This window comes from Gilliamella sp. wkB195 (genome assembly GCF_001690445.1).
GTDB classification, from domain to species: domain Bacteria; phylum Pseudomonadota; class Gammaproteobacteria; order Enterobacterales; family Orbaceae; genus Gilliamella; species Gilliamella apicola_E.
Window position 1 is genome coordinate 276,319 of the sequence record NZ_LZGP01000011.1, and the last position, 14,064, is coordinate 290,382.

13 protein-coding genes are annotated in these 14,064 nt (G+C 33.0%); 1 reads left to right on the forward strand and 12 read right to left on the reverse strand.

Annotation, left to right across the window (positions count from 1 at the left end):
* Position 1 precedes the first annotated feature (1 nt).
* From murF to A9G08_RS03425, 10 genes are all read right to left on the reverse strand, one after another.
* The gene (gene murF / locus A9G08_RS03380; protein ID WP_065562327.1) at positions 2 to 1,366 is read right to left on the reverse strand and encodes a UDP-N-acetylmuramoyl-tripeptide--D-alanyl-D-alanine ligase; all 1,365 of its coding nucleotides are present in this window, start codon (positions 1,364 to 1,366) and stop codon (positions 2 to 4) included.
* Positions 1,363 to 2,910 (reverse strand): UDP-N-acetylmuramoyl-L-alanyl-D-glutamate--2,6-diaminopimelate ligase, encoded by a 1,548-nt coding sequence (gene murE, locus A9G08_RS03385; RefSeq protein ID WP_065562328.1) that lies wholly within the window; start codon positions 2,908 to 2,910, stop codon positions 1,363 to 1,365. Before murE ends, murF begins: the two co-directional genes overlap by 4 nt.
* A 13-nt stretch (positions 2,911 to 2,923) precedes the next feature.
* A complete protein-coding gene (ftsI, locus tag A9G08_RS03390) occupies positions 2,924 to 4,696 on the reverse strand; it encodes a peptidoglycan glycosyltransferase FtsI (protein ID WP_081299465.1) in 1,773 nt (590 codons plus the stop codon).
* Positions 4,696 to 5,070 carry a cell division protein FtsL gene (gene ftsL / locus A9G08_RS03395; protein WP_065562329.1) on the reverse strand — a complete coding sequence of 125 codons (375 nt, stop codon included), beginning with the start codon at positions 5,068 to 5,070 and terminating at the stop codon, positions 4,696 to 4,698. The genes ftsI and ftsL overlap by 1 nt, the downstream gene beginning before the upstream one ends.
* Positions 5,063 to 6,004 carry a 16S rRNA (cytosine(1402)-N(4))-methyltransferase RsmH gene (gene rsmH, locus A9G08_RS03400; protein ID WP_141673911.1) on the reverse strand — a complete coding sequence of 314 codons (942 nt, stop codon included), beginning with the start codon at positions 6,002 to 6,004 and terminating at the stop codon, positions 5,063 to 5,065. Before rsmH ends, ftsL begins: the two co-directional genes overlap by 8 nt.
* Before the next feature lie 9 nt (positions 6,005 to 6,013).
* The gene (gene mraZ / locus A9G08_RS03405) at positions 6,014 to 6,460 is read right to left on the reverse strand and encodes a division/cell wall cluster transcriptional repressor MraZ (RefSeq protein ID WP_065562331.1); all 447 of its coding nucleotides are present in this window, start codon (positions 6,458 to 6,460) and stop codon (positions 6,014 to 6,016) included.
* Positions 6,461 to 6,837: 377 nt separating this feature from the next.
* The gene (gene pgl / locus A9G08_RS03410) at positions 6,838 to 7,536 is read right to left on the reverse strand and encodes a 6-phosphogluconolactonase (RefSeq protein WP_065562332.1); all 699 of its coding nucleotides are present in this window, start codon (positions 7,534 to 7,536) and stop codon (positions 6,838 to 6,840) included.
* A 14-nt stretch (positions 7,537 to 7,550) separates the two neighbouring features.
* A complete protein-coding gene (gene zwf / locus A9G08_RS03415) occupies positions 7,551 to 9,011 on the reverse strand; it encodes a glucose-6-phosphate dehydrogenase (RefSeq protein WP_065562333.1) in 1,461 nt (486 codons plus the stop codon).
* 191 nt (positions 9,012 to 9,202) lie between these two features.
* Positions 9,203 to 9,487, reverse strand: a complete 285-nt coding sequence (gene rplY / locus A9G08_RS03420) for a 50S ribosomal protein L25 (RefSeq protein WP_065562334.1) — start codon at positions 9,485 to 9,487, stop codon at positions 9,203 to 9,205.
* A gap of 186 nt (positions 9,488 to 9,673) precedes the next feature.
* Complete coding sequence (locus A9G08_RS03425) at positions 9,674 to 10,546, reverse strand: D-hexose-6-phosphate mutarotase (RefSeq protein ID WP_065562335.1); 873 nt, start codon at positions 10,544 to 10,546, stop codon at positions 9,674 to 9,676.
* A gap of 175 nt (positions 10,547 to 10,721) precedes the next feature.
* Between A9G08_RS03425 and hemW the strand changes: the two genes are divergently transcribed.
* Positions 10,722 to 11,855, forward strand: coding sequence for a radical SAM family heme chaperone HemW (hemW, locus tag A9G08_RS03430; protein ID WP_065562336.1), 1,134 nt, complete (start codon positions 10,722 to 10,724; stop codon positions 11,853 to 11,855).
* Positions 11,856 to 12,053: 198 nt separating this feature from the next.
* Here hemW and A9G08_RS03435 read toward each other — a convergent pair whose 3' ends face one another.
* Positions 12,054 to 13,019, reverse strand: a complete 966-nt coding sequence (locus A9G08_RS03435; protein WP_065562337.1) for a sugar kinase — start codon at positions 13,017 to 13,019, stop codon at positions 12,054 to 12,056.
* Positions 13,020 to 13,024: 5 nt separating this feature from the next.
* Entirely contained in the window at positions 13,025 to 13,858 is an 834-nt protein-coding gene (locus A9G08_RS03440; protein ID WP_065562338.1) for a DeoR/GlpR family DNA-binding transcription regulator, read from the reverse strand.
* Between the last annotated feature and the right edge of the window lie 206 nt (positions 13,859 to 14,064).

Below are 14,064 nucleotides of genomic sequence, written 5' to 3' on the forward strand. Positions count from 1 at the left end.
TTTAATCCTGACCTGTTTTTAATTGAATTTCTGTGATTAATTCTTCCATTCTTGCACTACGCGAACCTTTGACTAACATAGTTAAGTTTGGATATTTTTGTAATAACGTTAACAAAAACTCCACTGCTTTATGTTTATCAACAAAATGGTGTCCAACACCACTAAATTGGCTAATCAATTCGCTTAAATCACCAATACTGACAACACAATCAATTTTTTGTTGTTTAGCTAATTCACCAATTTGTTGATGATAATTTTTTGCGTTATGTCCCAATTCCGCCATATCACCTACAACTAAAACTCGATAACCTGGTTGAGTTGCTAAAACATTAATAGCAGCCGACATTGACCCAACATTAGCATTATAGGAATCATCCCAAATTAATTGAGTTTGATTTAATTTAATTGGGTAAAGACGCCCTTTCACTGATTTCGACGTTGCTAATCCCTTCTTAACTTCTATTAAAGTTGCACCTACTGATATTGCTAAAGCTGCAGCAGCAATTGCATTAGATACATTATGCTCACCAACTAATGGTAAGGTGATTTCACTCTCACCAATTGGTGTGCACAATGTGAAAATAGTCTGATCCATTACTTTTATATTACTAGCATAAAAATCAGCAGAAGAATTATGTAAAGAAAAGGTCCAAACAGTTTTATTATTTAGCTCTTTTAACCAATTATCAGAACAACTATCTAAATTAATAATCGCGATGCCGTTTTCTGAAAGCCCTTCAAAGATTTCACCTTTAGCTGTTGCTACCCCTTCAAGTGAACCAAAACCTTCAATATGAGCTAAAGCAATATTATTAATGAGTGCACTATTTGGTTTAACTAAACGAGTGGTATAAGCAATTTCACCAATATGATTTGCACCCAGTTCAATAACTGCAAATTGATCTTGCTTTGATAATCTTAATAACGTTAATGGAACTCCAATATCATTATTAAAATTACCTTGAGTATAAAGTGTTTCACCACACTGCTGTAAAATAGTAGCAGTCATTTCTTTCACAGATGTTTTACCTGATGAACCCGTCAACGCGACAATTTTAGCTGAGCTTTGATCTCGCACAAATGAAGCGATTTGACCTAATGCTAAATGGGTATCATTTACTACTATTTGAGGAATATCATCGTCGAGTTTGTGATTAGCAATTACCAAACAAGCTCCATCTTTAATAGCTTGTTTAGCAAATAAATGACCATCAAATTTATCACCCACTAATGCAATAAATAGTGATTTATGAGTAATTTTTCGTGAATCAGTACAAATTTCTTCAATAGTTAATCTCTCATCTTGAATATGATAAGAAGTCCCATTAACTATTTTTTCAACTTGCTTAATATCTAAAGGAATCATGATTGATTCTCTACTCCTAAAATCTGTTTTACGGTTTCTTGATCTGAATAATGATGCTTTGTTATACCTATAATCTGATAATCTTCATGTCCTTTCCCAGCTATTAGAATAACATCATCAGGTTTGGCTTGAGCTAGGGTCTTTGTGATAGCCTCAACTCTATCAGTAATAACTTGTGTATTTTTAATGTCAGTTAGCCCTTCTTGTATATCATGAATAATTTTTATTTCATCTTCAGTACGAGGATTATCATTAGTTAATACAATTTTATCGGCAAACTGTTCAGCAACTTCCCCCATTAATGGTCTTTTACCTGTATCTCTATCGCCTCCACAGCCAAAAATTACCCATAATTTACCTTTGCAATGAATGCGGCTTGCTTGTAATGCTTTTTGTAGAGCGTCAGGTGTATGGGCATAATCAATGATTACCGTTGGGCTATTTTTCACGTGTATCACTTCCATGCGACCACATATTGGCTTAAGATACGATGCCATATTGACTACTGCAAAAAATGGATAATCAAGTGTTAGTAATGTTGCGATTGCTAATAGTAAATTTGATACATTAAATTCACCTAGTAATCGGCTATGAATAATGGCATTACCCCAACTTGATTCCATATGAATTTCGGCACCTTTATCATGATATTCAATCATTGACACACCAACAAAAGGGTTATCCATCATCTTCAAGCGTCGCAAGGACTTAGGTTGGCAAGATACTGCAGTAGCTTTTGATAATTTATCAATCCAACGTCGTCCATAAGCATCATCATAATTAATAATGGGTTTTCCTGAACTAGCTACCTGCTTTTCTTTTTCATCAGAACTAAATAGCGACCATTTTGCCTTAGCATATCTATTCATCGTTTTATGATAGTCAAGATGATCTCGGCTTAGATTAATAAATACTGTCGCTGCACAATGTAATTCTTTTACCCGATTCATCGATAACCCATGGGAAGAAATTTCCATTGCCACAACTTGAACACGTTTTGCTACAAAATCAGCTAGATAAGACTGAACTTCTACAGCAGATAAAGTTGTGTTTGGCGAGGGTTCGAGATGATTGTAAACACCATTACCAATCGTGCCTAACAATGCGGATTTTTTATTTAATAAAGTTGCACATTGTGCAATCAACTGCGTAATTGTCGTTTTACCGTTTGTCCCTGTTACTCCAATTACAGATAAATGTTTAGAAGGTGAATGATAAAAATCAGCTGCAATTTTTGATAATTTTTGAGAAAGTTGAAATACACTTATTTGAGGAATAACTTTCTCGTCTTTTTGATTTAGGTAATCAATTTTCAAATCATTTGATTTTCTGTTTGTTTCAGTTAAAACAAGAACAGCACCTGATGAAATTGCTTGAGGAATAAAATCTTTACCATTAACGGTATACCCTTTAATAGCTACAAACACATCTCCTTTTTGCACTTTCCGACTATCAATTACTAATTGATTAAGCGGGAAATCATCTACTGGTAGTTGATTCCCACCTAATAAGTTATATAAAGTTTTAAATGTGCTTGTTGCCATTATTTATTACCTATTAATATACAATCATTTGACCATCAACTTGACGATCTGGTTTTACATTCATTGTTCTAAGAACTCCCCCCATAATACGGCTAAAAACAGGGGCTGAAACAGAACCACCATAATATTGCCCAGCTTTTGGATTATCGATAACAACAACCAGTGAATATTTAGGTCCTGTTGCTGGTGCAATACCAGCGGTATAAGCTAAATATTGATTAACATATCGTCCACCAGATAATTTTTTAGCTGTACCCGTTTTAACACCTACACTATATCCAGGGACAGAAGCTTTGGTACCACCTCCAGTCACAGCAACCGCTTCCATTAATTGCACTACTGTTTTAGCTGTTTTTTCAGCTACAACTCGTTTACCTTCTACTGGCTCGTTAATTTTTAATATTGAAACAGGTCGATAAACACCATAGCTACCAATAGTTGCATAAGCCCTAGCTAGCTGTAGTGGGGTAACACTTAATCCATAACCAAAAGAAAACGTCGCTCTTTCTATATCAGCCCATTTTCTTGTTCTATCAGCAGCAATTGAACCACTCACTTCTCCGCCTAAACCAAGTTCAGTTGGTTGTCCTAACCCAAAACGGCTATAAAACTCAACAAGGTCACCTGATTGCATTTGTAAAGCTAACTTACTCACACCGACGTTACTTGATTTTTCAAGGATACCAGCCAAATTTAGGGCTTTTTGATAAGACACATCTTTGATTTCATAACGATTTACCAAAAAAGGTCTAGTATCAATAACCGTGTTTAAATCAGCTATTTTTTTCTCTAATGCAGCCATAACAACTAAAGGTTTAACTGTTGAACCTGGCTCAAATGCATCTGTTATCGCTCGATTTCGTAATAAACTATAATCAATTGAAGAGCGATTATTCGGGTTATAGGATGGACTGGTTGCCATGGCCAATATTTCACCCGTGTGAACATCAATTAAAACAGCTGTGCCACTATCAGCTTTGTTAAATTCCACAGCTTGACTAAGTTCACTGTAAACGAGCGATTGTAAACGTTCATCAATACTTAATGTCAAATCAGAAGCAACTTCACTTTCAGTCCTTTCTAATTCTTCTATAACTCTACCAACGCGATCTCGCCTAACAACACGTTGTCCTGATTCACCAATCAGCCATTTATTAAAGCTTTTTTCAATTCCTTCTGAACCTTTTTCCGTTCCATTTTCATCAATGTCAGTTAAACCGATTAATTGTGCTATATTTTCAGCTGCTGGATAATAACGTTTAGATGTTTTGGCAAACGAAATACCAGGTAATTTTAATTGTTTCAAATAATCCGATATTGTTGGTGTAATTTGTTTAGACAAATAAACAAAACGCATTGATGGATTACTCAATTTTTGCTCTAGTGTCGACATTGGAATATTCAATGTCTTTGCTAATCCTTGCCAACGGATATCATTAGGATCAACTCCGCCTTTTTGTACAACAATTTTCGGATCAGCCCAAACATCATACATAGGTACACTAACAGCCAATGCTCTGCCATTACGATCCGTAATCATTGCTCGAGGTGCGCTCATTTCTTGATGACGAATTGAACGTTTATTGGCTTCAGCAATTAACTTATCAGGTTCTATTATTTGTAAAATTGCCAATCGGACAAGTAAACCAATAATTGCTAAAATAATAAAACCATAAACAATATAAAATCGAGTGAGGGTAAAAATTTGTTTTTTACTATTTAATTTATTCCCTTTATTCGACTTTGTAGTATGTTTTACATTATCTCTTTTATTAGCAAACTTCATTATTTACTCTTTATCACAATAACGGTTTCATTTTGCGGTGTCACATATGACATGCCCAATTGATTTTTAGCTTTATCTTCAACACGTTTTGGATCAGCAAGTACATTTTCCTCAATAACTAAATTACGCCATTCACTTTCTAAAACATCTTGTTCGAGTAATAATTGTTCACGTTCAAATAATTGTTTACGGACTTGCTGGGTTATAACTAATACAGCTCCAGCAGAAATAATAATAAAAACCAATAACAATAATGAAATTTTTTGATGGCCGAGCAAATCACTAAGGATTAATCCAAATAAACTTTTGCTGGGTCTTTTTTGATTGTGTATATCTACACTTGTTCTTTGATAAATTTCATTGTTACTATTCATTTTTCCTTTCTGCTATCCTTAATATCGCGCTTCGAGAACGCGGGTTACCATATATTTCATTATTGCTTGGCTTAATTTTGCCAAGTGATTTTAATTTAGCATCACCATATTGTTTAATTTGTTGTTCTGTTAATGGTAAGCCAGCTGGTAAATTAGGACCTTTACTCTGTTTATTTATAAATTGTTTTACAATTCTATCTTCTAATGAATGAAAACTAATAACTGCAAGTCTTCCTTGAGCAGCAAGCACTGACAAACTACTATTTAAGGCTTGCTCAACTTCTTCCAATTCACTATTTATATAAATGCGAATAGCTTGGAACGAGCGTGTTGCTGGGTGTTTATTTTTGTCTTTTTTCGGTGTTGCTTTTTCAATTAGATTTGCTAATTCTAATGTACGAGTAATTGGTGAAACTTTATTCTGTTCCACAATTGCACGTGCAATCCTTTTGGCAAACTTTTCTTCCCCAAAAGTTTTTAAAACCCATGCGATATCATTTTCATCACTATTTAGTAACCACTCACTTGCAGTTACACCTTTGCGGTTATTCATCCGCATATCAAGTGGTCCATCTCGCATAAAAGAAAATCCTCTTTCAGGATCATCTAATTGTGGAGATGAAACCCCCAGATCTAATAAAAAGCCATCAATATTACCTAACAACCCTAAATCATTGATATATTGATGTACATTCGAAAACTCTCCTCGAATAAAAGTAAACCTAGGATCGGTTATATTAAGTGCGGCTTGTTCAGCACGTTCATCTCGGTCAATTGCAATTAGTTTCCCTTGTTCGCCCAATTGTTCAAGAATTAACCTAGAATGACCACCACGCCCAAAAGTACCATCAATATAAATACCGTTTTTTTTTATATTTAATGCAGCCACAGCTTCATTTAACAAAACAGTTTTATGTTGATAATCCATCTTTATTTACTCTTATTAAATTGTTAGACTTTTTAAATTTTCTGATAAGTTTTCAACATCTGTTGATAATGTGGCAATGTCATCACTAATTTGTTGATACCAAATTGCTTCATCCCATATCTCAAATTTATTAGATTGGCCAACAAACATGGTATGTTTTTCTAGTTTTGCATAAGTACGTAAAGTTGGTGGAAGTAAAATACGTCCTGCATTATCTAAATTACATTCCGTTGCATAACCTAATAATAGTCTTTTAATTCTTCGTTCTGCTTCAACAACTGTTGATAATGTTGATAGCTGTAATTCAATTTTTTGCCATTCAGTCATTGAATAAAGTGTCAAACAAGGGTGATATAAACCAATGGTACAAACTAAACCATCAGGCAAAAATTCACGATAACGAGTAGGGATTGCTATTCGCCCTTTGCTATCTAAATTGACTGAAATTGCACCACTAAACATAAAAGCACCGTAATTGTTAATTTTTATTGTTTTTAAATTATTGAAAAAATCAATATGTTAATTAAAAACCTATTTTTTACCACTTAACCCCACTTTTTACCACAAAAGTTACAAAAATAATAGATATTTAATCAATTAATTTCTAACAATTTAAGAAATTAATAAGATAATAAGTGAGCACTAACAAATTAAGTGAAGCGCTTAGAAATGGTAAGACGAAATTATTAACAGTGTTTATTAATATCCGAAACAAACTAATAATAAAAAAAGTCACAAATAATCAATTTATTAATGATTAAAAATAGCTCAATAGGTGTTTTAATATAAGACCAGAAATGAGAGCTTTGCCAGTAAAACTGGCAAAGTTGATTGTTCAGTTAAGATGCTGTCCAAAAACCAATTACATTGACTTTGTTTTGTTGCAGTATTGCACGAATTGGCATTTGATTAATATCATCTCCCTTTTCTGCTTGTTGTAATACCTGCATTTTGCTTTCTCCTACTAAATGCAGATAGATATTTTGACTATCTAAAATAGTTGGTAATGTTAAAGTAATACGGTCTAATGGAGCCGTCAATGGAGTCATTCCAACAACTTTGCGACCTGATTTCATATCCAAACCAGCCCGCAAATTTGCCGCACCAGGGAAAAGTGAGGCAGTATGACCATCTTCTCCCATTCCTAAGATTAAAACATCTAAAGGCATAGGAATTTTATTTAAAATTTTGTCTGTAATTTCTACACCATCAAATGGATTATCACAACTATTTTTTAAACCTACAAAATTGGCCAATTTAGCTTTATTTTGTAATAAGTAAGTTAACACTAATTTTTCATTACTAGCATCATCGGTATCATCTACCCATCTATCATCTACTAATGTAATAAAAACATTGTGCCAATCTAAATCTTGTTGGCTTAATAGTTTAAATAATGGAATAGGTGTTTTACCACCTGATACAGCAATAGAAGCATGTCCCTTTTTATCAATAGCTTGTTTCAAATCTTTGACAATATAAGCAGCTAAATCTTCAATTAATAATTGACTATTTGGATATTTTTTTAATGTAAACATATTGTTAAATTCCTCTATTCAAACTCATGCCATGAATGACCATCTTTAGTTATCAAAGCAACCGAAGCGACAGGCCCCCAAGTACCAGCAGGATAAGTTTTAGGTGGTTCATTATCTAATTTCCAGGCACTAATAATTGAATCAACCCATTTCCAAGCTGCCTCTACTTCATCTCGATGAACAAATAATGCTTGTCTTCCTCGCATCACTTCAAGTAACAACCGCTCATAAGCATCAGCACTTTGTTGATGAAAAGTTTCACTAAAACTTAAATCTAACTTAGTCGTTTGTAAATTATGTGTACTGTCTAATCCTGGCACCTTATTTAAAATTTCAATATCCATACCTTCATCTGGCTGTAGACGAATTGTTAGTTTATTCTGCGGTAGTTCAGAATAAGACTCACTAAATAAATTAAGGGGTAAAGATTTAAAATAAACTACTACTTCAGAACACTTGCTTGGTAAACGTTTTCCGGTTCGTAAATAAAAAGGCACACCCGCCCAACGCCAATTATCAATATCAACTCGAATAGCAACAAATGTTTCCGTATTACTTTGTTTGTTTGCACCATCTTCTTCTAAATAACCAGGAACATTGATACCATTAACAAACCCTGCAGTATATTGTCCTCTAACAACTTTTTCACGGATATTTGCTTTATTAATTGGACGTAATGCATTAAGTACAGCAATCTTTTCTCTACGCAAGCTATTATCTTCAAGATTTGCAGGTGGAGACATGGCAATCATCGTCAGAATTTGTAATAAATGGTTTTGCACCATATCACGCATTTGACCCGCTTTATCAAAATAACCCCAGCGACCTTCAATTCCTACTTGTTCTGCAACAGTGATTTCAACATGATCAATAGAATTTCTATCCCAAAGCGAAGCAAATACAGGATTAGCGAAACGAAGTGCAAGTAAATTTAAAACTGACTCTTTTCCTAAGTAATGGTCGATACGATAAACTTGTGATTCACTGAAAAATTTTGCAACTGAATCATTAATTTCCTTTGATGATTGCAGATCAAAGCCTAGAGGTTTTTCCATTACAATTCTATTTTGAGCCTGATTTAAACCTGCTTCAGCTAACCCTTGGCAAATCGTACCAAAGGCATTGGGATGCATCGCAAAATAGAAAATAGCAGGATGTGACTTTTCAAGCTTATCTTTTAATAAATTAAAACCGGCAATGTCATTAACATCTAATTTATGAAAGTTAAGGCGTTGGCTAAAACGTTGCCAAATACTTTCATCTAGTGGTTCAGTCATAAATGTGGTTAACGCATCTTTTGCAACCTCAGTGTAAGCGGCTTGATCCCAATCAGCTCTACCTACACCTAAAATTTTTGTCTGCTTTGGCAACTTTCCATATTTTTCTAATTGATATAGAGACGGTAAGAGTTTGCGCCTTGTTAAATCCCCTTTAGCGCCAAAAATTACCAAATCGCAAGCTGGGATATCAGACATGAGTTTCTCCTAAAATGGTGTAATCTACAATTTATTTTATTATGTTTGATACCAATATACATCAAGTTAATAGAATAAATTATAACAATAGGTATTTGTCGTTTTAAGACTATAGTAAAAAATAAAAGGTCACCATTTAGGTGACCTTTTATTTAAAGATATTGTTGAATGATTTTTCAACAAACATATGATTATGCGCGTACAAAATCCATGTGAACTAATTTTGGTTTAAATGGATGACGTTGTACTGCTTGCACTTTAGCTTTAACTGCTTTACCGTCAATTTCAATAGTTAGTACTTCAGAATAAAACTCTGGTTTTTCTTGCATATTGAAAATTTGATTGTGATCTAACACAATAGAAATTGCAGGTTCTGTTCCACCATAAACAATTGCTGGGAACTGACCAGCGTGACGCAGGCGGCGGCTCGCACCCTTACCATGCTCTTTTCTAACTTCTGCTTTAAATTTAAACATATTGATTTCTCTTGTTTATTCTAAATAAAAAACCAATTACAGGCGACCCAGTAGTTGGCTATAAAATTGATGCTCTAAAAAGCGCTAAGGATTATAAAGTGTTATGATTGTAAACGCAATCAAATAATCAGTTTAATAAAGATATAGTCTTATATTGATTGCGTTTGCAATATCAAAATCTAATGATTAAATAACTTCAATCTTAAATCCATATGTTGATTTCTGTATTGGCGATAATTTTAACGCCTTATTAATACGACACGTTTCAACACATACCATAGATTGATATTCTTCATCAGCAAAATCCGCCATTGCTTTAGCTTTATCTATCCAAGGATTCCAAGTAACAACATCACTTGCATTAACATTAGTTAATTTAATTGTTCGTTTACCATCGGTAATAAGGATTGAGTCATCCGCATGGGTGTAAATGCGATCAACCTCTTGATTAAAGGTAAGTTGCCCTGAAATTGATGGTTTATTTTCAACTGCTAAGCGTTCTTGATAAGAATCGCCTAAACCTTTAACAGTGACATCATTAATATTATTAACTTCAAAATAAGTATGTAATGCACTTGTTGCTTCGAAATCCCCAGTGCAAGATAAATTCACTTCACACGTTTGTCCAACATGAATGGTTAACCAAGCTTGGAAAGGTTTTGTGAAAAACTGTTCTGTTTGCTGATTATTAGTTAATGATAAAGTTAAATTCACTCCATTATTATCTTCTTTGCAAGAATCTAATTTCCATTCAACCAGACGCGCAAAACCATGCATAGGATCACCCAATTTACCAAACCATGGCCAACAAATTGGTACTCCCCCTCTAATTGCAACTTCTTTTTTAAAGTTAGCTTTTTGACTTAACCAAATAACCGGTGTCGGTTCTGTTGAAGGTTGCCAAAATAAAAGATGAGCACCTTGTAACGATACTGCTGCTGAACACGTTTTATGTTTAATCACTATGACAGGCAATTCACCAAATGTACATTGATTAACTGATGCACTCACTGATGTACTTGATAAATCACTATCTAAAATCTGCTTAATAATACTCATATTTACTCCTAACTATCTAATTTGCTTGGCGAACATCGTCTTTAGTCATTAATTGTACGCGCATTATTCGAATTATAAAAACGGAATAAAAGCTTTTTTTACTAAATTGGAGTAATATAGCCGGCTATTTCTTATCAGTTGCTGACACTTTTTTTAAAAATTTGAGGAAAGGTATATGGTTCAATATAAAATCCCGTTGAGTTTATATATACATATGCCATGGTGTGTACAAAAGTGTCCATATTGTGATTTTAATTCACATAACATGAAGAAAACGCCCGATTATTCAGCATATATAAATCATTTAATTAATGATTTAAAACAAGACGTCATGCTTTCAAATGATCGTTCTATTGACTCTATTTTTATTGGTGGAGGTACACCCAGTCTTTTCTCCGCGGATTTAATTAATAAATTATTAATGAGTATAAATAAAATTATACCAATTAATCACGACGCAGAAATAACAATTGAAGCCAATCCTAATTCAGTTGATGTAGAAAGATTTAAGGGATATCAACAAGCTGGAATTAATCGAATATCAATTGGTGTACAAAGCTTTCAAGCAGATAAGCTTGCAAAATTAGGACGAGTTCATAATCCGCAAGAAGCAATAGATGCTGGAAAATTAGCACAAAATTTAAACTTAAAAAGCTTTAATATAGATTTAATGCATGGCTTGCCTAATCAAACAGTATGTGATGCATTAAGTGATCTAAAACAGGCAATAGAAATTGCACCGCCACATTTATCTTGGTATCAACTTACAATAGAACCTAACACTTTATTTGGTTCTAAACCGCCTGTTTTACCTGATGATGATATGTTATGGGATATTTATCAACAAGGCCATCAATTATTAACTAAGCATGGTTACCTACAATATGAAACATCTGCTTATGCAAAGGCCAATTATCAATGCCAACATAATTTAAATTATTGGCGGTTTGGTGATTATATCGGTATTGGTTGTGGTGCTCATGGAAAATTAACCCAAAATGATGGCACAATTATTCGCACCGTAAAAACAAAACATCCTAAAGGATATTTAGAAGGACGCTATTTGGAACAATCTTATACTGTCCCTAAAGATGAGTTAGCATTTGAATTTTTTATGAATAGATTTAGATTATTTGAAGCCACACCTAAATCCGAATTTGAACAACGAACTTTTTTACCTTTACACTCTATTGATAAGCAGATATCGACTGCTGTTGAAAAAAAATATTTGATTGATAACAACCAATGTTGGCAAATCACAGAGCATGGGAAATTATTTTTAAATTCATTACTTGAAATATTCTTATAACGAAATCAGTTAAAAGATTTACTATTTATTAACAAAACAAATACTAACAATTTAACTAAACCTACGCATATCTTAACTAAAACACATCTGAAAAGAGTGCATAATATGTACAACAATGAATTTATTTCATTGTTTTCCTATTCCTTATGTTTTCCCAATAACATTGTTATTGGGATTTTTTTAGGGTTTGAAATAAGATTAATTATTTATATTTTCCGATAAGAATTTTTCAATCGCGATAAGGGATGATGTTCCTTCCATTGGCCCTTTATAAGATGAAGACAACGCATAACAAGCATTTGCATACATTAAAGTCTGTTCAACACTAAATCCTGACAGTAGTAAACTCACAAAAGTTGCATCAAAGCAGTAATCAGCACCCGAATGGTCAATCGCATCAATACTAAAACCCTTAGAATAAATTGTATTAATATTATTTTTATCATCGCAACAATAATAATTTGCACCATCACTGCCTTTTTTCACCACGAGATGTTTGATACCTTTCTCCAATAAAGCTTTAATCGTTTCTTCATCACTTTCATAATTTTCAGAAAAATACCTAACTTGTGTTTCATTAATCAAAATGATATCGGTAAATTCTAATATATAACTAAAAGACTGTTCTATCTCACGAATCTCCGACATTTCTTTATGCAAATTAGGATCAAAAGAAACAGTTCCACCATGGCTTTTAATAAAATTTATTACTTTGCACATTGCATCAATGGCTCGAAATGAATAAAGTGATGATCCCATAATATGTAAATGATTGCAGTCTTTTAATAAAGCTTCATTCACATGATCAAATGAAATTAAGCCACAGGCACTATTTAAAACGTTATAAATTAAACTTCGCTCTTTTGGACCAATTTGCGTTGAAAATGCGCTAGCTGTTTTTACTTTATTGTGAGAAGTGATCCCATTAACATTAACCCCATCTTGTTTAAGTCGGTTAATGCACATTTTTCCAAAAGGATCTTTTCCTACACAACTTAAAAAGATAACTGGAAAACCTAATTTGGCAACTTGATTTGCAAAGATAGCCGGGGCTCCACTAGGGTATGGTCCAATATATTCATTTGTATAATCAAACCGTTGATTGAATTCCTTAGCAACAAATTCAACAAACAATTCGCCCATTGTACAAATTTTAACATCCATGTTAATTAGGCCTCCAATGCATTATGGTAAGTCACAGAATATTTAGTTGTTGTATGTTGTTTAAAATTAGAATTAAGCAATAGTTGATGATATTCATTAACAGCGGAGCGGGATAAAATAATAACATCCATGTTTTTTAATTTACCAATAGTATGATTATCATTACTGCTGATTCTTGGTGGTAAAATACCTATAGAATGATCTGAACTTTTTAATATCTGTTGATAAAGTTCTTGATGTTCAATATCTTGAATAGCTAAATAATTGTTAGTATTAATAGCTGCGAATTCGAATATAAAATGTGATATTGGGAATTGCGTTAATATAGATGATGAAAAGTTAGGATGCTGTAGTACATTACCATTTATTAAAAAACCACCAACAAGAATCACTTCTGCATCTGAGAATTCTCTAATGAGTTTCGCGTTATTAATATCATTTAAAATAACTGTTAATGATTTTTTATTATGCAGAAAAGGGATCAATTTTCGAATTAAATGACCATGACTTAAAAAAATTGTATCACCATCTTCAATATAATTTAGACAGCTTTTTACTAAATTAACATCACTATTATCAGTATTAAGATATGATGCCAAACGACTTGGATACACACTATTTGAATTGCTAATAAAATCTTCAGGCGAAATATAGATTGCTCGCCCAAAAAAACGTTTTAAATACCCTTGATGTTCTAAATATGTTAAATCCTGACGAATAGTTACATGAGAAACTTGTAGCATGTCAGATAACTCATCAACTTTTATTTCTCCATTTTTGCGCACAATCGCAGCAATTTCCAATCGCCGCTTTAATTGTGCCGAAGATACTTTAGCCATTTCACATCCTATGTTAAAAGATAAATACCTAACTCAAAAACAGATAAAATTTATCATACAAGTTGTAAACGATAAACCCTAGAAAGGAACTGAACCGATTAAGTAGTGTAAAAATATACTCAGTTTGTACTTTATTTTTAAATTACAGAGATATAGTTAATCGTTAAAATAGAATATTAACAACTCAAAAATTATTAAATAGCACA

Excerpts from the sequence above, each read along its gene's own strand:
- hemW (WP_065562336.1), top strand. The coding sequence starts at position 10,722 with ATGGTTCAATATAAAATCCCGTTGAGTTTATATATACATATGCCATGG.
- murF (WP_065562327.1), bottom strand. The coding sequence starts at position 1,366 with ATGATTCCTTTAGATATTAAGCAAGTTGAAAAAATAGTTAATGGGACT.
- mraZ (WP_065562331.1), bottom strand. The coding sequence starts at position 6,460 with ATGTTTAGTGGTGCAATTTCAGTCAATTTAGATAGCAAAGGGCGAATA.
- murE (WP_065562328.1), bottom strand. The coding sequence starts at position 2,910 with ATGGCAACAAGCACATTTAAAACTTTATATAACTTATTAGGTGGGAAT.
- ftsL (WP_065562329.1), bottom strand. The coding sequence starts at position 5,070 with ATGAATAGTAACAATGAAATTTATCAAAGAACAAGTGTAGATATACAC.
- ftsI (WP_081299465.1), bottom strand. The coding sequence starts at position 4,696 with ATGAAGTTTGCTAATAAAAGAGATAATGTAAAACATACTACAAAGTCG.
- rplY (WP_065562334.1), bottom strand. The coding sequence starts at position 9,487 with ATGTTTAAATTTAAAGCAGAAGTTAGAAAAGAGCATGGTAAGGGTGCG.
- pgl (WP_065562332.1), bottom strand. The coding sequence starts at position 7,536 with ATGTTTACATTAAAAAAATATCCAAATAGTCAATTATTAATTGAAGAT.
- zwf (WP_065562333.1), bottom strand. The coding sequence starts at position 9,011 with ATGTCTGATATCCCAGCTTGCGATTTGGTAATTTTTGGCGCTAAAGGG.
- A9G08_RS03425 (WP_065562335.1), bottom strand. The coding sequence starts at position 10,546 with ATGAGTATTATTAAGCAGATTTTAGATAGTGATTTATCAAGTACATCA.
- A9G08_RS03440 (WP_065562338.1), bottom strand. The coding sequence starts at position 13,858 with ATGGCTAAAGTATCTTCGGCACAATTAAAGCGGCGATTGGAAATTGCT.
- A9G08_RS03435 (WP_065562337.1), bottom strand. The coding sequence starts at position 13,019 with ATGGATGTTAAAATTTGTACAATGGGCGAATTGTTTGTTGAATTTGTT.